The organism is Streptomyces sp. NPDC031418, from assembly GCF_055581605.1.
In genome coordinates, this window is record NZ_JBVIJC010000007.1 from 74,253 (window position 1) to 91,165 (window position 16,913).

A 16,913-nucleotide genomic window follows, 5' to 3' on the forward strand; every position below is an offset into this window, starting at 1 on the left:
CTTCCGTTACCGGCGGTACGGATGATCCGGGGATGGTGACTGACGCGATCGGTGCGATGCCCCGGTTTCCGGCCGGGTTCCTGTGGGGCGTGTCGACCTCGGCGCAGCAGATCGAGGGCGCCGAGGGGCGCGAGCCGTCCGTGTGGGACGTCTTCGCCGCCGAGCCGGGGCGGGTGAAGGACGGCTCGACCACGGCGGTGGCCTGCGACCACTACCACCGCTACCCGGAGGACGTCGCCCTGCTCGCCGGCCTCGGGGTGGACGCGTACCGCTTCTCGGTCTCCTGGCCGCGCGTGAACTCCCCGGGCGGCCTCGACTTCTACGACCGGCTGGTGGACGAGGTCTGCGGGGCCGGGGTAAGGCCCGTGCCCACCCTCTTCCACTGGGACCTGCCCGTCGGCCTGGACTGGCTGCGGCGGGACACGGCCGAGCGGTTCGCGGAGTACGCGGCGCTCGTGGCCGAGCGGCTCGGCGACCGCGTCGACCGGTGGACCACCCTGAACGAGCCCGCCGAGCACACCCTGCTCGGGCACGCCCTCGGTGTGCACGCCCCCGGCAGGAAGCTCCTCTTCGACGCCCTGCCCGCCGCCCACCACCAGCTCCTCGCCCACGGCCTCGCCGTACGGGCCCTGCGCGCGGCCGGGGCCACCGAGATCGGCATCACCAACTCGCACGGCCCCACCTGGCCCGCCTCCGACGACCCCGCCGACACCGAGGCGGCCGGCTTCTACGACCTGCTGCTCAACCGGCTCTTCGCCGAACCGGTGCTGCTCGGCGCGTACCCCGACGGCCTGGGCGAGCTGATGGGCGCGGCCGACCCGGGGGCCGACCTCGCCGTGATCTCCGAGCCGCTCGACTGGTACGGCATCAACTACTACGCGCCGACCAGGGTCGGAGCGCCCGGCGGCGGCGGGAGCGACACCGAGTACGGCGGTGTCGTCCTGCCCGCCGAACTCCCCTTCTCCGTCCGGGAGATCGAGGGGCGGCCGGTGACCGACTTCGGCTGGCCGGTCGTACCGGAGGGGCTCACGGAACTGCTCACCGCCTTCCGCGACCGCTACGGCGACCGGCTCCCGCCCGTCGTCATCACCGAGAACGGCTGCTCCTACGACGGCCTCGACGACCAGGACCGCATCGCCTACCTGGACGCCCACATCCGCGCCCTGCACACCGCCCTGGAGGCGGGCGTCGACGTACGCGGGTACTTCGTGTGGTCGCTGATCGACAACTTCGAGTGGGCCGAGGGGTACGCGCGCCGCTTCGGTCTGGTGCACGTCGACCACACCACCCAGAAGCGCACCCCCAAGGCCTCCTACCACTGGTTCCGGGAGATGCTCCGGCAGCAGAGATGACCGCTGGACACCCCCCGGACGCCGTCCCTCAGGCGCCTTCCTTCAGCACCCGGGAGATCAGCTCCCGCTGCTCCTCGGTCAGCAGGGGGTCCGCCGCGTACACCGTGCGGCCGTCCACCGTGATCTCGTAGGAGAAGCCGTCCGGGACACCGGCGGGCGGGGCGGCCCGGCCGGACGCGAGGGCGCGTTCGGCCAGGTCCTCCCACTCGTCGGCGTCGGGCCGGGCCGAGGTGTCCACCTCGGCCCGGCGCTCGATGCCCGCGAAACCACCGGTGCGCCGTACTTGGATACGCATGAGGACTGTCTAGTACGGAACTAGAGCGTCCGCACCCCCACCTGCTCCCATGCCTTCCGTACCGCCTGGAGTTCGTCCCCGGCGCCGTACCGCTCGCGCGCCGCCTTCACCGTGAGCGTGGCGAAGTCGACGAAGAGGGCGTCCTGCTTCAGCTCACCGCCGGTGAGCACGTCGTACCAGATCTGCCCGGCCTTCTCCCAGGAGTGCTCGCCGATCGCGGTCGCGACCAGGTAGAAGGCGTGGTTGGGGATGCCGGAGTTGATGTGCACGCCGCCGTTGTCGCGGCTGGTGTGGACGTAGTCGTCCATCGTCGCCGGCTGCGGGTCCTTGCCGAGGTTGGGGTCGTCGTACGCCGTGCCCGGGGCCTTCATCGAGCGCAGCGCCGTGCCGTGCACCTGCGGGGCGAGCAGGTCCGCGCCGATCAGCCAGTCGGCCTCGGCGGCGGTCTGGCCGAGGGCGTACTGCTTGATCATCGAGCCGAAGACATCGGAGACCGACTCGTTCAGCGCGCCGGACTGGCCGAAGTACTCCAGGTTCGCGGTGTGCTGGGTGACGCCGTGGGTCAGCTCGTGGCCGATGACGTCGACCGGGATGGTGAAGTCGAGGAAGACCTCGCCGTCGCCGTCGCCGAACACCATCTGGTCGCCGTTCCAGAACGCGTTGTCGTAGCCCTGGCCGAAGTGCACGGTGGCGTCCAGCGGCAGGCCCTCGCCGTCGATGGAGTGGCGGCCGTACACCTTCAGATACAGGTCGAAGGTGGCGCCGAGGCCCGCGTAGGCGCGGTTGACGGTGGCGTCGGAGCCGGAGTCGGAGCCCTCGTCGCGGACCTTGGTGCCCGGCAGGTCCTGGGTGTGGCGGGCGTCGTAGATGGTGCGGTGCGGCTGGTCGGCCGGGGCGCCCGCGGCGCGCGCGACGGGGGCCGCGCCGAGCACCGTGGTCAGGCGGCGCTTGGTGCGCTGGTAGGCGTCGTGCTCCAGGGACCGGCGGGCGGGGTCGGAGACTGCCGGGTCCTCGGCCTGTGCGAGCTTGTCGAGGACGTGCGGCGGCACGATCGTGCAGAAGACGGGCGTCAAGCCCCCGTGGGTCGTCATGGCACAGAACCTTCGCACTGTGTGACGCAGGAGTCACTACTCGCCACCATGATTGGTGAAGTATCGCGACATTTGACCACCGTCCGTGACCGACAGTGGTATGCCGCACTTTTTGTCCGCTTTGTGACGCCGGTCCCGCATACTGGAACGCACCCCCATGACCGACACGACTCGGCTACGCTGCGATGCATCATGCGTTTCGGGCTGCTTCTTCTTAGCTGCCGCGGCGAGGGCCTGTAGTCAGAGGCCGACTCCCTCCCCGCGGAGCTTGGCGTTGCGTCGTCGGCCGTCCACCCGGACATCCTGAGGAGCCCACGCATCATGGCCAACCGCCAGCAGCCCAGCCGCATGCCGATCCACAAGTACGGCCGCTACGAGCAGGTGGACATCCCGGACCGCACCTGGCCGGACCGGCGGATCACCACCGCCCCCCGCTGGCTCTCCACCGACCTGCGTGACGGCAACCAGGCCCTGATCGACCCGATGTCGCCCGAGCGCAAGCGCCGGATGTTCGACCAGCTGGTCAAGATGGGCTACAAGGAGATCGAGGTCGGCTTCCCCGCCTCCGGCCAGACCGACTTCGACTTCGTGCGCTCGATCATCGAGGAAGAGGGCGCGATCCCCGAGGACGTGACCATCTCCGTGCTGACCCAGGCCCGCGAGGACCTGATCGAGCGGACCGTGGAGTCCCTGAAGGGTGCCCGGCGCGCCACCGTCCACCTGTACAACGCCACCGCCCCCGTCTTCCGCCGGGTGGTCTTCCGCGGCTCCAAGGACGACATCAAGCAGATCGCCGTCGACGGCACCCGCCTGGTGATGGAGTACGCCGAGAAGCTGCTGGGCCCGGAGACGGAGTTCGGCTACCAGTACTCCCCGGAGATCTTCACCGACACCGAGCTGGACTTCGCGCTGGAGGTCTGCGAGGCGGTGATGGACGTCTACCAGCCGGGTCCGGGCCGCGAGATCATCCTCAACCTGCCCGCCACCGTGGAGCGTTCCACCCCGTCGACGCACGCGGACCGGTTCGAGTGGATGCACCGCAACCTGTCCCGCCGCGCGTACGTCTGCCTGTCCGTCCACCCGCACAACGACCGCGGTACGGCGGTGGCGGCGGCCGAGCTGGCGCTGATGGCCGGCGCCGACCGCGTCGAGGGCTGCCTGTTCGGGCAGGGCGAGCGCACCGGCAACGTCGACCTGGTCACCCTGGGCATGAACCTGTTCTCCCAGGGCGTCGACCCGCAGATCGACTTCTCCGACATCGACGAGATCCGTCGTACGTGGGAGTACTGCAACCAGATGGAGGTCCACCCGCGCCACCCGTACGTGGGCGACCTGGTCTACACGTCCTTCTCCGGCTCCCACCAGGACGCCATCAAGAAGGGCTTCGACGCCATGGAGGCCGACGCGAAGGCCAAGGGCGTCACGGTGGACGACATCGAGTGGGCCGTCCCCTACCTGCCCATCGACCCCAAGGACGTCGGCCGCTCCTACGAGGCCGTCATCCGCGTCAACTCGCAGTCCGGCAAGGGCGGTATCTCCTACGTCCTGAAGAACGACCACAAGCTGGACCTGCCGCGCCGGATGCAGATCGAGTTCTCGAAGCTCATCCAGGCGAAGACGGACGCCGAGGGCGGCGAGATCACGCCGAAGGAGATCTGGGCGGTCTTCCAGGACGAGTACCTGCCGAACCCGGAGAACCCCTGGGGCCGTATCCAGGTCCGGACCGGGCAGTCGACCACGGACACCGACGGCGTGGACACGCTGACCGTCGAGGCGACGGTCGACGGCGAGGACACCGTCCTGACCGGTTCCGGCAACGGTCCGATCTCGGCCTTCTTCGACGCGCTGGAGTCCATCGGCATCGACGTACGCCTGCTGGACTACCAGGAGCACACGATGAGCGAGGGCGCCTCCGCGCAGGCAGCCTCCTACATCGAATGCGCGATCGACGGCAAGGTTCTGTGGGGGATCGGCATCGACGCGAACACGACGCGTGCGTCGCTGAAGGCGGTCGTCTCCGCGGTCAACCGCTCGGCCCGCTGACCCCTCTCCGACCAGGGCTTTTCGGGGCTCCGGCCGCCGTACACGGCGGCCGGAGCCCCGCCTGTTATCGGCCACCGGCCCCCTCAGGTCACGGCAAGGTCTCGTACGGGGTACTGACTCAGGCTCCGGGATGTGGCTAACATCACGCCAGCGCGGCGATGTTGCCGTGCGGTTACGGAGGTGCGACGTGCTGCCAGTACGGGGACGAGACGGCCGTGCCGCCAGGGCTGTGCGCATCCTGGGCACCCGCACCGCATGGACTCCCGTCGGAGACGGCGAGTTCTTCTGCCCGGGCTGCGGAGGCGACCGCAACTACCAGCGGCTCACCGGCCGCCGCCGTCTCACCCTGTTCGGGCTGCCGGTGCTGCCGCGCGGCGCGACCGGGCCGGTCGTGGAGTGCGCGGCCTGCCACGGCCACTACGGCACCGAGGTGCTCGACCACCCCACCACCCGCCGCTTCTCCGGGATGCTCCGGGACGCCGTGCACACGGTCGCCCTGGCCGTGCTCACCGCGGGCGGCACGGGGTCGCGTACGGCCCTGGAGACGGCCGCGGGCATGGTGCGCGCGGCGGGCTTCGCCGACTGCACGGAGGAGCAGCTGGCCGCGCTGGTCGAGGCGGTCGCCGCGGACACCGGGCGGGTGCTGGGGCCGCCGTGCGGGGCGAGCCTGACGATAGAGCTGCACGAGGCGCTGGACCCGCTGGCGCCGCATCTCGCTCCGGCGGGCCGTGAGTCGCTGTTCCTCCAGGGCGCGCGGATCGCCCTCGCGGACGGGCCGTACACCCCGGCGGAGCGGGAGGCGCTGGCGACGGTGGGGGCGGCGCTGATGATCTGCGCGGACGATGTGAGCAGGCTGCTGGCGTCGGCGCGGACGCCGTCCTGAGAGTGGTGGGTGCCTGAGGCTGTGCGGGGCCGCGGGTGCGTTCTGGCTGGTCGCGCCCACGCGGCGGAGCCGCATATCGATACAGCCCCGCGCCCCTAGGGGGTTGCTGCGGGCCGTGCCATGGGGGTGCCGTACTCGTCACCCGTGCGGAGGAAGTCCCCTCGAGGGTGTGCGGGGAAGCTCTCGGGGTGATGTTTCTCAGCCGGGGGCTTCTTGTCGGGCTGGCGATCGCTTCCTCGCTCGCCGCGCGGCCCGGAGGCCATGACGTGCCCGGGTGTCCGTCCTCCGTGCCGTACACCGCGGGACAGGGCGGGTACGCCGCCTACCGGATCCCCGCCGTCGTGCGGACCCGGCGCGGCACGGTCCTGGCGTTCGCCGAGGGGCGGTGGAACGGGGCGGGGGACACCGGGGACATCGACGTGGTGCTGCGCCGCTCCGGCGACGGCGGCTGTAGCTGGGGGCCGCTGACGGTGGTCGCCGCCGGGCGGGGGGACACCCGGGGCAACCCGGCACCGGTGGTCGATCCGCGCACCGGCGCCGTGGTCCTCCTCAGCTGCGGCAACCGCGGGGGAGTGACCGAGGCGCAGATCATGCGGGGGCAGGGCGAGCGCCGGGTGTACGTGCAGCACAGCTGGGACGACGGCATGCGCTTCACCACACCGCGGGACATCACCGCCGAGGCCGGCCGGCCCGGCTGGCGCTGGTACGCCACCGGTCCCGGCCACGCCGTCGCCCTCACCCGCGGCCCGCACACCGGCCGGCTGCTGGTCCCCGCCGACCACTCCGCCGCACCGCCGCCCGGCTCCCCGGACACCGGCCGGGAGCCCCGCCATTACGGCGGTCACGCCCTCTACAGCGACGACGGCGGCCGTACCTGGCGCCTCGGATACACGAGCGACGCCCACGACGGCGTCCGCAACGTCAACGAGACCGCCGCCGCCCAGCTCCCCGACGGCCGCCTCTATCTCAACGCCCGCGACCAGAACGGCACCGCCCCCGGCAACCGCCTCGACAGCTACTCCTCCGACGACGGCGGCACCCTGGACCGGCCCTTCGCCCCCCAGCCGACCCTGGACCGGGTCCCGGTCGTGCAGGGCAGCCTCCTCCAACTCCGCGGCCCGCACGCCCCCTTGCTGTTCTCCGCGCCCTCCGTCCCGACCGCCCGCCGCGCCCCGGCCCTGTGGTCCAGCGCCGACGCCGGCCGCACCTTCACCCTGCTGCTGACCCTCTCCGACGGCCCGGCCGGCTACTCCGACCTGGTCCAGCTCGGCCCCGGCACGGTCGGCGTCCTCCAGGAGACCGGGCCCGGCACGGCGATCGAGTTCCGCAGGGTCCGGCTGCCCACCCGCCAGAACCCTTAGAGCCCTCAGAGCAGGCCCGCCGCGGCCAGATGCTTGGCCACCCGCTCGACCTCCTCACCGGAGAGCGGCACCTGGGGCTCCGCCGTCGCCGCGCAGTCGATGACACCCCGCAGATGCAGGGCCGCCTTGAACGCGCCCAGCGCCGAGGAGCTGCCGCCCATCCGGCCCGGGTCGCCCACCGTGACCATGTGGAACAGGGCGCACAGCCGCTCCTGTTCGGCCCGGGCACCCGCCCAGTCGCCCGCCCGGCACTGCCGGTAGAGACGGACGTAACCGTGCGGGTCGACATTGGCCAGGCCCGGCACCGCACCGTCGGCGCCCATCGCCAGCGCGGCGTCGGTGACCACCTCCGAGCCGGTCAGGACGGCGAAACCGGGGTGGGTGCGGGCGCCGGTGACCAGGTCCCGGAAGGTGCCCAGATCGCCGCTGGAGTCCTTGACCCCGGCCAGCACCCCGTCCCCGGCCAGCCCCAGCAGCAGTTCCGCGGGGAGCTTGGTGTGCACGGAAGACGGGATGTCGTAGGCGATGACCGGGACCGGACTCGCGGCCGCGATCCGGCGGAAGTGGTGGACCAGCTCCGCGCGGTGGGTGCGGGCGAAGAACGGCGCGGTGACGACGACGGCCTCCGCGCCCGCCGCGGTGACCGCCGCGACATGGTCGAGGACGCGCGGGGTCGTCATGTCGATGGCGCCGGCGAGGACCGGCAGCTGGCCGGCGACATGCCCGCACACCGCCTCCACCACCTGCCGGCGCTGCCGGTCGGTCAGAAAGGCCGCCTCCGAGGACGACCCGAGCACGAACAGCGCGTGCACCCCGCCCTCCACCAGATGCCCGACCAGCCGGAGCAGCGAGGCCGTGTCCACCTCGCGCTCCGGGGTCAGCGGGGTGCACACGGGCGGGACGACTCCGGTGAGCGGGGCGGGGAAGGTCATTCACGGCTCCTGGCGGGCTGGGTCGCGGGTCGCACGGTCCTCCCCAGGATGGTGGCAGCGATAGCGGTGCCCGGGGCGTGACGCGGCCGCGAAGTCCGGCATCGTCAGGCTGCGACGCTCCCGATGAACTCCGCCCACGCCGCAGCGCCGATCACCAGCACCGGCCCGTCGCCCACCTTGCTGTCCCGGACGGGGACGACGCCGGGGACTCCGTCGGCGACCTCGACGCAGCTGCCGCCCTCGCCGTTGCTGTAGGAGCTCTTGCGCCAACGGGCGTTGCTCAGGTCGTACTTGTGCATCGTCTGTGATCCTCAGCTGCCGACTCGACCAGGACGAGGGACGCCTCCGGCGGCAGTGCGGCGACCCTGAGCAGATCGTATGCGCGCTGTGCCTGCTTCACCACAGCCGGATCGTCCACCAACGTTCCTGAAAACGACGTCTCTGTATAGGCGACCGGAGGTGCTTCTTCGAAGTCCATGAGCTGAAGCAGCCCGTTCACGGATCCGTGTGCGCCCACCGCATACGGCATCACCGTCACCCACACTGCGCGTTCCCGCATCAGGGTTGCGATGTGGTCCAGTTGCTCCGCCATTGTCTGCGGGCCACCCACCGGGATACGCAAGGTGTTCTCGTGAAGGATCACCCAATACTCGGGCCTTGTAGCGTCCTTGAGGATGCTCGATCGCTCCAGGCGAGCCGCCACGATGTCCTCGACATACTCGTTCGTGACGAACGGGTTGGCCGCGAGCGTGACCGCCTGCGCGTATGCCTTCGTCTGCAACAGGCCCGGCACCACGGTCGGCGCGAACTCGCAGATCCGTGTCGCCAGCCGCTCCAGCTCCACGACCTCCGCGAAGTACTCCGCGTACCGCCTGTCATCGATGAGTTTCCTGCACAGCCGCTCGAAAATACCGTCGGTTTGCAGGATCTCGTCGATCCGTTTGGCGATATCCAGCTGAGGCTTTCGAATGGCTTGCTCGAACTGTCCGATGTAAGCACCGGAAACGAAGACCCGGGCCCCCAGCTCCACCTGGGTGATACCCGCATCCTCCCGCCGCCTCTTCAGCTCCGCGCCGAAGAACTCCCACGCCGCCTGCCGTGAACCGTTGGCCATGGCCAACCCCCTTGATCTGCCGTGCACTTGTAGGGCGCAGACACCTGCCGAGTGTAGGGGCGGAGCGTCACTCTGGATGTGTGAAGAGTGGAACCCGGAAAAGGAGGGGTACGCCATGGCCGGAATCGAAGAGGCCGAGGAGGCCTTGAGGGAATTGCGGTCGGCACTGGAAAAGGCCGGAATCATGTTGCCGTCGCTCGGGCTGGACCCGGTGTCCCTTGCCCGGGAGGTGCCCCGGCCGCTCGTGGAATTGGGACGCTGTTCTCTGGAGACCGCACGCAGGCTCGCGGCAGTCGTGGGCGGGGGTGTTTCGGAGTGAAGCCCGTCATTGGCAGCCATGTCGTGGACGGCCGTACCGGACGCGTCGGCATCGTGATGGGGCACGTGGGGCCGTACATCCAGCTCAGAGCCTATGGGGGCGGGCGGGAATGGGACGCCGACCCCCAGCTCGTGCGGCCCGCCACCCCCGCCGAGCGGCTCAGCGCGGCGACGGCCTACGCCAACGCCCGCAGCCGTGGGGAGGTGCCCTAGGGGGCCGGGCCGCACTGTGAGCAGCGACTCATCGACCGGTCGGACCCCGCCTGAACTGCGGCCATTCATCATCCGCATCTATCTTGCGACCCCCGTATTGGTGTAGGGAGCACGTATCTGCCTGTACTGACCCGGCACGACACGCACCGGAACGGGGATGACAGGAATGTACGAAGACCTTCTGGCGGCCGAACTCGACAAGCTGCGCGCCCATGGGCAGTACCGGGAGTTCGTCGACATCAACCGGCGGGCCGGGGAGTACCCGAGGGCGCTGCGGCGCGCCGCCGACGGACGCAGCCATCAGGTCACGGTGTGGTGCAGCAATGACTATCTGGGCATGTCCCAGCACCCGAAGGTGCTGGACGCCATGCACCGGGCGGTGGACGAGTACGGCGCCGGATCGGGCGGCTCGCGCAACATCGGCGGCACGCACTCCCATTACGCGAAGCTGGAGTCCTCGCTCGCCGACTGGCACGGAAAGGAAGCCGCCCTGGTGTTCCCCACCGGGTACGGCTCCAACGACGCGACCCTCCAGTGCCTGCTGCGGGTGCTGCCCGACCCGTACGTCGTGTCCGACGAGCTGAACCACGCGTCGATCATCAACGGCATACGCAGCACCAAGGCCGGGCGGGCCGTGTTCCGCCACAACGACGTGCACCACCTGGAGGAGCTGCTGGCGGCGCAGCCGTTGGACCGGCCGAAGATCGTGGTGTTTGAGTCGGTGTACTCGATGGACGGGGACGTCGCCCCGATCGAGGAGATCGTCAAGGTCGCCCAGCACTACAACGCGTTGACGCACCTGGACGAGGTGCACGCGATCGGCATGTACGGGCCGCGCGGCGCGGGCATCGCCGCCCAGCTCAACATCGACCACCAGGTCGACATCATCCAGGGCACCATGGCCAAGGCCATCGGCGTCATCGGCGGCTACATCGCCGGTTCCGCCACCCTGATCGACGCCGTGCGCAGCTTCGCCTCCGGATTCATCTTCACCACCTCGCTGCCGCCCGCCGTCGTTGCGGCCTGCCACGCCAGCGTCGAGCACCTGAAGACCTCCGACGCCGAACGCACCGCCCTGCACCGCAAGACGGCCCAGCTGCGCGGCGCCCTGCGGGACGCCGGTATCCAGGTGATGCCGTGCAGCACCACCCACGTGCTGCCCGTGCTGGTCGGCGACGCGGACCTGTGCAAGCGGGCCGCCGCCCGGCTGCTGGACCGGCACGACGTCTACCTCCAGCCCATCAACTCCCCGACCGTGCCCGTCGGTACGGAACGCTTCCGGGTCAACGTCACCCCGAACCACACCGAGGACGACATCGCCCACCTGGTGCGGGCGCTGAGCGAGGTCTTCGCGCACTTCGGGACCGCCGCCGCGACGACGGGGATCCCGGCGTGACCACCACCACCGTCCGGACCCTCGTCCGCGAGGCGACCCACGCCGACATCGACGAACTGATCCGGCTGCGGGCCCTTCTGCTGGAGGGCGCCGACTCCGCCGGCCTGCCCTACTCGGCCACGTCGGACGGCGCGCGCTCCGCCTGGCGGGCCCGCTACCGCGACTGGCTCGGCGAACGGCTGGGCCGCGACAGCGCCGTACGCGTCGCCGTGGTGCCCGGCCCGGGGCGGCTGCGGGCCTGCGCCACCGCGGTGATCGACCAGCGGGCACCCTCACCGGTGTGCCCCAGCGGACTCGCCGGGTGGCTCCAGTCCGTGGTGACCGACCCCCGCGACCGGGGCCAGGGCCTCGGCGCGGCCGTGGTCGCCGACCTCACCGCCTGGCTGGAGAGCCGGGGCGTGGACGAGGCCGTACTCCAGACCACCCCCACGGCGCACGGCTTCTACCGTCGCTCGGGCTTCCTGCCCACTGGCGAGGACCTGCTGTACCGACCGCTCCGCCCGCACAAGGAGGCCAGGCCCGTATGAGCGAGCCGAGAACACTGAACGTACTGATCGCGGGAATGGGGTACGCCGGCTCCCGCTTCCTCAACGCCCTGCGCACCCTGGACGGCACCGACGAGGTGGACGCCCGGCTGGAGATCGCCTACCACGCCCGGCACCGCACCCGCGAGGACATCCCGTACTACGCCTCCGTCAAGGAGGCGCTCACGGAGTTCCGGCCGGACGTGGTCATCGTCGCCGTCACGGACTCCGCGCACGCCGAGATCCTCACCGCGCTGGACGGCTACCAGGGGTTCGTCCTCGCCGAGAAGCCCCTCACCTCGCGCCACGACGACCTGGACGCCGTGACCCGAGCCCTGCGCGGCACCTCCGGGTTCGCGCTGGACCTGGTGGAGCGCTACTCCGACGCCACGGCCGCGCTGCGCGACCATGTGCGCCGGAACGGGCTGACGCTCGTCCGCGCCCACGCCACCTGGGGCAAGGACCGGATCGACGACCACCGGCCCACCGTCGGCGTCACCAGCGAGGTCATCCACTCCCTGGACCTGCTGCGGTGGATCGCGCCCGGCGGCCCCGCCGTCGAACCGACCGGCGTCCTCGGCGTCACCTCCGACTTCTCGATCTCGGGTCCGGACGTCCTGGACAGCGTCGCCCTCACCGCCACCCTCGGCGGCGCCCCCGTCACCGTGTACAGCAGCTTCACCAACATCACCCGGCAGCGGACCGTCGACTGCACCTTCCGCGACCCCGACGGCGGCCTCGTGTACGCCTCCGCGGTGTACGACACCCCCACATGGGACGCCGACCGCCTGCGGATCTGGCGGCGCGTCCCGGGCGGCGAGGAGACGCTGTGCACCGTGGACACGACGGGCGCCGAGGTCCCCGCGTCCCTGCGCACCATCGTCAAGCTGCGCCGTCTCGTCGCCGACGTGCTGCGCTTCGTCCGCCACGGCGAGGCGCCGCGGGTGGCCTTCGCCGGCCTGGAGGAGTCCCTCGGGCTCCAGCGTCTGCTGAACGGCATCGAGGACGCCGCCCGCACCACCGGCCCGGCGCGCTACTTCCCCGCCGGCCGGGCCACCGCCACCGAGGCCGACTGGGAGCGACTGGGATGACGAACGGGACGACGACCGGGACGAACCGCCACGACACCGGCACCCGCACGCGGCCCGCACACGGCGGCCGGTTCGTCCTGCTGCTCGCGCTCGGCGCCTTCGCGCTGGGACTCGACGCCTATGTGATGGCCGGCCTGCTGCCCCGGGTCGCGGACGACCTGGGCGTCTCCGAGGCCTCCGCAGGCCAGATGGTGACCGTGTTCACCCTCTGCTACGCCCTCGCGGCGCCCGTCTTCGCCGCCGCGCTGGCCGGCCGCCCGGCGAAGATCGTCCTCGCCTGTGCCCTGGTGGTGTTCACCGCGGGCAACGCGCTCACCGCCCTCGCCCCCGCCCTGCCGGTGCTGCTGCTGGCCCGGGCGCTGGCGGGCATCGGCGCCGGGCTGTACTCGCCGATGGCCGCCGCCACGGCCGCCGGACTGGTCGGCGAGGAACGCCGGGGGCGCAGCCTCGCCCTGGTGATGGGCGGCATGAGCATCGGCACGGTGGTCGGTGTCCCGCTGGGCGTCCTGATCGCCGAGCACGTCGGCTGGCGCGGCACGCTCTGGCTGATCACCGCCCTCGGCGCCATCGCCCTGGCCGGCATCACCCTGCTGCCCGCCACCACCGCCGGTCCGCCGCCCGCCCTGCGGGACCGGGTGCGCATCCTCGCCGACGGCCGGGTCGCGTCGATCGCCGTCGTGTCCCTGCTCGGCGGTGTGGCCAGCCTCGGGCTCTACACCTACCTGGCGCCGTTCCTCGCGGACGCCGCCGGCCGCACCGACACCGTGGGCCCGATGTGGGCCTGGGGCGTGGGCGGTGTCCTCGGCAGCCTGCTCATCGGCCGGGTGGTGGACCGCACCCGGCGTCCCTTCGCCATCGTCGCCTGTGTGCTCGCGCTGGTGACGGCGGCTCACCTGGTGCTGCCGGCGGCGGCCGCGGTGGGCCTGTGGGCGCTGGTGCCGCCCCTGGTGGTGTGGGGCGCGGCCGGCTGGGCGCTGCAAGTCCCGCAGCAGCACCAGCTGATCGCCGCCCAGCCCCGGCAGGCACCGGTCGCCGTGGCGCTCAACTCCTCCGCGGTCTACCTCGGCAGCGCCATCGGCTCCGGACTCGGCGGTACGGTCATCGCCGCCGGTGTGGCACCCGGCGACCTGCCCTACTGCACGGCGGCCCTGGCGGCCCTGGCCCTCGTCCTGCACCTGCTGGTCGTACGGCACTTCACCCGGCGCGCCGCGTCCGCGGGGCCCGAGCGCGCCCCCGAGACCGTGGTCCAGGGGGCGGAATGAGTAGTGTGACCTGTATGGACATCGGCATACATCACCTGCGGTGCTTCCTCACTCTCGCCGAGGAACAGCACTTCACGTGGGCCGCCGACCGCCTCGGAGTGTCGCAGCCCACCCTCAGCCGGCAGATCCGGCGCCTGGAGGAGGTGCTGGGCCGGTCGTTGCTGGACCGCAGCACCCGGCACCCGCGGCTCACCCTGGAGGGCCGCCGCTTACAGGCCGAGCTGCGCACCCTGCTGCCGCGGCTGGAGGCCGCCCTGCAACCCCCCGAGCCGCAGCCCGCGTTCCGCCTCGGCTACGCCTGGGGCTTCCCCATGAAGCTCGGCCGGCAGGCCATCGAGCACATGGAGGAGCGGCACCAGGTGCTCGTGCAGCCGGTCCGCGTCGACGACCGGACGGCGGGGCTGCGGGACGCGGCCGTCGACGCCGCGCTGCTCTGGGGCCCGGTCGACGATCCCCGGCTGACCTCCGTGGAACTCCTGCGCGAACCCCGGGTCGCGGCCGTCTGCCGGCGCTCCACCCTGGCCGTCCAGTCCACGGTGTCCTGGCGGGACCTGGGCCGGCGGTGCCTGGTCGTCAACACCCTCAGCGGCACGCTCACCCCCGAGGACTGGCCGCGCGGCAACACGCCGGAGATCGGCGCGGAGACCACCAACATCGAGGAGTACCTGCACGCCGTGGCCGCACGCCGCGGCGTCGGGGTGCTGCCCGAGTCGGTGGCCGCCCAGCACCCCGACCCGGACATCCTCTACCTGCCGCTGACCGGGGCGCCGCCGGCCGCCCTCCACTACGTCCGCCCGCGCACCAACCCGCACCCGCACGCCGCAACGCTGGAGGACGCCCTCCTCGCCCGGACCGCGACGCGCCCCCGGGCACAGCAGGCCAGGGCCGGGAAAGCCGCCGCCTGACCCGGGTCCCGAAAGCTAGCCGGTGGCCCGGACTCCCGTGCGGAGGAAGCCGTCCGGGGTGAAGGCGTGGGCCTCGGGGCCGGGGGAGCGGTAGTAGCCGCGCACGGTGTGCGGGCCCCGGACGAGGAGTTCGCCCGCGTCGACGCGGATCTCGTCGGCCGGGCAGACCGGGCGGCCGTCGGCGAGGAGCGGTCCCTCCGCCAGGCCGTACAGCTGCTGGACGCGGCAGCCGAGGGCGGGCTCCAGCCGGGCGGCCAGGTCGGGGGCCGGTGCGCTGCCGACCAACTGGACCGTCCGCAGCGACCCGAGGTCCGCCGGCGTGCCGGGCAGGGCGTCCAGCCATCGGGCGGCGCGGCCGGGGGTGAGCGAGGTGACCGTCACCTGTTCCCGCTCGATCGCCTCGAAGGCCGTGTCCGGTGCCGGGTCGTCGAGCAGGACCACCGTGCCGCCTGCCGCGAGCGTGCCGAGGATGCCGGGGCCGCCGAGGACGACGGGGGAGTCGGCGGGCAGCGCCGCCAGGTACACGTCCTGCGGGGTGAGCGGCAGTGCCCCGGCCGCGGCCCGGAGCTGGCAGGCGTAGTCGTCATGGGTGCGCGGGACCAGCCGCGGGGGTGCCGCCGGGTCGGGTGCCGCCGTGTCGCCGGACGCGAGGAGGAACGCCACGTCGGAGGCGTCCAGGGCGCGGTCGGCCGGCGGGGCCTCGTCCAGGGTGTGCAGCGGGAAGCTGAGGGTCCCGCCCGGCAGCATCGAGAAGCCGCCCGCCCGCTCGCCGGGCGGGGCCAGGGTGAGGATCCGGCGCAGCGAGGTCGAGCGGGCGGCGATCCTGGCGGCCGCCGCCGCGTGGTCGAAGCCGCGATGCACGGTAGGGCCGACATAGCCGACGGCCTCGGTGGCGGCCACGACGTGCGCGGTCTCCGCCTCCCGGTGGCTCATGGGGGAGAGCACGGGGACCGCCCCGGCCCGCATCAGCGCGAACAGTACGACGACGAACTCGACGGTGTTCGGCAGCTGCACCACGACCCGCTTGCCCGGCTCGATGCCGCGCAGCCGCAGACCGGCGGCCGTCCGGCTCACCCGGCGGTCCAGCTGGAGGTACGTCAGCCGGTCCGTGCCGTGCACCAGCGCGGTGCGGGTGCCGTGCTCGCGCGCCCAGTCGTGCAGCAGCCCGGGCAGCGGACGGCCCTGCCAGTGGCCGGCCCGGCGATAGGCCAGCGCGGTGTCCTCGGGCCAGGGAGTGAAGCCGTCGAGCGGCACGGGCGGCACCTTCCTTCCGGAGCGTTCTTGCCATGTCGTCGTCGCGCCGCCTTCAACATATTGTTCAACGGCAGGGGCAGGGGAGCGCTTGGGCGACAATGGTGTCCATGAGTCTGTTCCGCGACGACGGCATCGTGCTGCGCACCCAGAAGCTGGGTGAGGCGGACCGGATCATCACCCTGCTCACCCGCGGTCACGGCCGGGTACGCGCCGTCGCCCGGGGCGTGCGCCGGACCAAGTCCAAGTTCGGCGCCCGGCTGGAGCCCTTCTCCCACGTGGACGTGCAGTTCTTCGCCCGCGGGAGCGAGCTGGTCGGGCGCGGTCTGCCGCTGTGCACGCAGAGCGAGACCATCGCGCCGTACGGCGGCGGGATCGTCACCGACTACGCCCGGTACACCGCCGGGACGGCCATGCTGGAGACCGCCGAGCGGTTCACGGACCACGAGGGCGAGCCGGCGGTCCAGCAGTACCTGCTGCTCGTCGGGGCGCTGCGGACCCTGGCGCGGGGCGAGCACGCACCGCATCTCGTCCTCGACGCCTTCCTGCTGCGCTCCCTCGCCGTCAACGGCTACGCCCCGAGCTTCGGCGACTGCGCGAAGTGCGGGATGCCCGGCCCCAACCGGTTCTTCTCGGTGGCCTCCGGCGGCTCCGTCTGCGTCGACTGCCGGGTGCCCGGAAGCGTCGTACCGTCCCCGCAGACCCTGGTTCTGCTGGGCGCCCTGCTTACGGGAGACTGGGAGACGGCCGACGCCTGCGAGGCGCGGTACGTCCGGGAGGGCAGCGGGCTGGTGTCCGCCTACCTGCACTGGCATCTGGAGCGCGGACTGCGTTCGCTCAGGTACGTCGAGAAGTAACACCCACGAAGAGAGACGAGAGGCA

The 16,913-nt window shown here is 72.0% G+C and carries 18 protein-coding genes; 12 read left to right on the plus strand and 6 right to left on the minus strand.

All coding sequences use genetic code 11. The annotated features are described in order from the left end of the window. The first annotated feature begins 32 nt into the window (after window positions 1-32). On the plus strand, window positions 33-1,352 hold the full coding sequence (locus ACZ5CZ_RS11265) for a GH1 family beta-glucosidase (RefSeq protein WP_468941539.1): 1,320 nt from the start codon (window positions 33-35) through the stop codon (window positions 1,350-1,352). Between the two features lie 28 nt (window positions 1,353-1,380). Here the strand turns inward: ACZ5CZ_RS11265 and ACZ5CZ_RS11270 are convergent, their stop codons facing one another. Further along, window positions 1,381-1,647 (minus strand): protealysin inhibitor emfourin, encoded by a 267-nt coding sequence (locus ACZ5CZ_RS11270; RefSeq protein WP_468941542.1) that lies wholly within the window; start codon window positions 1,645-1,647, stop codon window positions 1,381-1,383. Window positions 1,648-1,667: 20 nt separating this feature from the next. Then, window positions 1,668-2,738: a M4 family metallopeptidase gene (locus ACZ5CZ_RS11275; protein WP_468941545.1), complete on the minus strand. Its 1,071-nt coding sequence runs from the start codon at window positions 2,736-2,738 to the stop codon at window positions 1,668-1,670. 321 nt (window positions 2,739-3,059) lie between these two features. On the opposite strand from ACZ5CZ_RS11275, the gene leuA reads away from it, so the two are divergent. The 3 genes from leuA (at window position 3,060) to ACZ5CZ_RS11290 (ending at window position 7,025) form a co-directional block, all read left to right on the plus strand. Next, window positions 3,060-4,781, plus strand: coding sequence for a 2-isopropylmalate synthase (gene leuA, locus ACZ5CZ_RS11280; protein ID WP_385844663.1), 1,722 nt, complete (start codon window positions 3,060-3,062; stop codon window positions 4,779-4,781). Between the two features lie 187 nt (window positions 4,782-4,968). Next, window positions 4,969-5,664, plus strand: a complete 696-nt coding sequence (locus ACZ5CZ_RS11285; RefSeq protein ID WP_385844664.1) for a TerB family tellurite resistance protein — start codon at window positions 4,969-4,971, stop codon at window positions 5,662-5,664. Between the two features lie 191 nt (window positions 5,665-5,855). Beyond that, on the plus strand, window positions 5,856-7,025 hold the full coding sequence (locus ACZ5CZ_RS11290) for a sialidase family protein (RefSeq protein WP_468942084.1): 1,170 nt from the start codon (window positions 5,856-5,858) through the stop codon (window positions 7,023-7,025). A gap of 5 nt (window positions 7,026-7,030) precedes the next feature. Here ACZ5CZ_RS11290 and ACZ5CZ_RS11295 read toward each other — a convergent pair whose 3' ends face one another. The 3 genes from ACZ5CZ_RS11295 to ACZ5CZ_RS11305 form a co-directional block, all read right to left on the minus strand. After that, window positions 7,031-7,957 (minus strand): dihydrodipicolinate synthase family protein, encoded by a 927-nt coding sequence (locus ACZ5CZ_RS11295; RefSeq protein WP_385844665.1) that lies wholly within the window; start codon window positions 7,955-7,957, stop codon window positions 7,031-7,033. Window positions 7,958-8,061: 104 nt separating this feature from the next. Continuing rightward, on the minus strand, window positions 8,062-8,256 hold the full coding sequence (locus tag ACZ5CZ_RS11300) for a DUF397 domain-containing protein (RefSeq protein WP_468941549.1): 195 nt from the start codon (window positions 8,254-8,256) through the stop codon (window positions 8,062-8,064). Beyond that, window positions 8,238-9,071 carry a helix-turn-helix domain-containing protein gene (locus tag ACZ5CZ_RS11305; protein ID WP_450787986.1) on the minus strand — a complete coding sequence of 278 codons (834 nt, stop codon included), beginning with the start codon at window positions 9,069-9,071 and terminating at the stop codon, window positions 8,238-8,240. The genes ACZ5CZ_RS11300 and ACZ5CZ_RS11305 overlap by 19 nt, the downstream gene beginning before the upstream one ends. 115 nt (window positions 9,072-9,186) lie before the next feature. Between ACZ5CZ_RS11305 and ACZ5CZ_RS11310 the strand changes: the two genes are divergently transcribed. From ACZ5CZ_RS11310 to ACZ5CZ_RS11340, 7 genes are all read left to right on the plus strand, one after another. Further along, window positions 9,187-9,390: a hypothetical protein gene (locus ACZ5CZ_RS11310; protein WP_468941552.1), complete on the plus strand. Its 204-nt coding sequence runs from the start codon at window positions 9,187-9,189 to the stop codon at window positions 9,388-9,390. Next, window positions 9,387-9,602 (plus strand): hypothetical protein, encoded by a 216-nt coding sequence (locus tag ACZ5CZ_RS11315; protein WP_450787983.1) that lies wholly within the window; start codon window positions 9,387-9,389, stop codon window positions 9,600-9,602. The genes ACZ5CZ_RS11310 and ACZ5CZ_RS11315 overlap by 4 nt, the downstream gene beginning before the upstream one ends. Before the next feature lie 166 nt (window positions 9,603-9,768). Next, window positions 9,769-10,998, plus strand: a complete 1,230-nt coding sequence (hemA, locus tag ACZ5CZ_RS11320) for a 5-aminolevulinate synthase (RefSeq protein WP_468941555.1) — start codon at window positions 9,769-9,771, stop codon at window positions 10,996-10,998. Beyond that, window positions 10,995-11,525, plus strand: a complete 531-nt coding sequence (locus ACZ5CZ_RS11325) for a GNAT family N-acetyltransferase (protein ID WP_468941558.1) — start codon at window positions 10,995-10,997, stop codon at window positions 11,523-11,525. Before hemA ends, ACZ5CZ_RS11325 begins: the two co-directional genes overlap by 4 nt. Continuing rightward, on the plus strand, window positions 11,522-12,613 hold the full coding sequence (locus tag ACZ5CZ_RS11330) for a Gfo/Idh/MocA family protein (protein ID WP_468941561.1): 1,092 nt from the start codon (window positions 11,522-11,524) through the stop codon (window positions 12,611-12,613). The genes ACZ5CZ_RS11325 and ACZ5CZ_RS11330 overlap by 4 nt, the downstream gene beginning before the upstream one ends. After that, window positions 12,610-13,875 carry an MFS transporter gene (locus tag ACZ5CZ_RS11335; RefSeq protein ID WP_468941564.1) on the plus strand — a complete coding sequence of 422 codons (1,266 nt, stop codon included), beginning with the start codon at window positions 12,610-12,612 and terminating at the stop codon, window positions 13,873-13,875. Before ACZ5CZ_RS11330 ends, ACZ5CZ_RS11335 begins: the two co-directional genes overlap by 4 nt. 14 nt (window positions 13,876-13,889) lie before the next feature. Further along, entirely contained in the window at window positions 13,890-14,780 is an 891-nt protein-coding gene (locus ACZ5CZ_RS11340; protein WP_468941567.1) for a LysR family transcriptional regulator, read from the plus strand. Between the two features lie 15 nt (window positions 14,781-14,795). Here ACZ5CZ_RS11340 and ACZ5CZ_RS11345 read toward each other — a convergent pair whose 3' ends face one another. After that, window positions 14,796-16,034, minus strand: coding sequence for an AMP-binding protein (locus tag ACZ5CZ_RS11345; protein ID WP_468941570.1), 1,239 nt, complete (start codon window positions 16,032-16,034; stop codon window positions 14,796-14,798). 107 nt (window positions 16,035-16,141) lie between these two features. Between ACZ5CZ_RS11345 and recO the strand changes: the two genes are divergently transcribed. Beyond that, window positions 16,142-16,888 carry a DNA repair protein RecO gene (recO, locus tag ACZ5CZ_RS11350; RefSeq protein WP_014672589.1) on the plus strand — a complete coding sequence of 249 codons (747 nt, stop codon included), beginning with the start codon at window positions 16,142-16,144 and terminating at the stop codon, window positions 16,886-16,888. The last annotated feature ends 25 nt before the right edge of the window (window positions 16,889-16,913 follow it).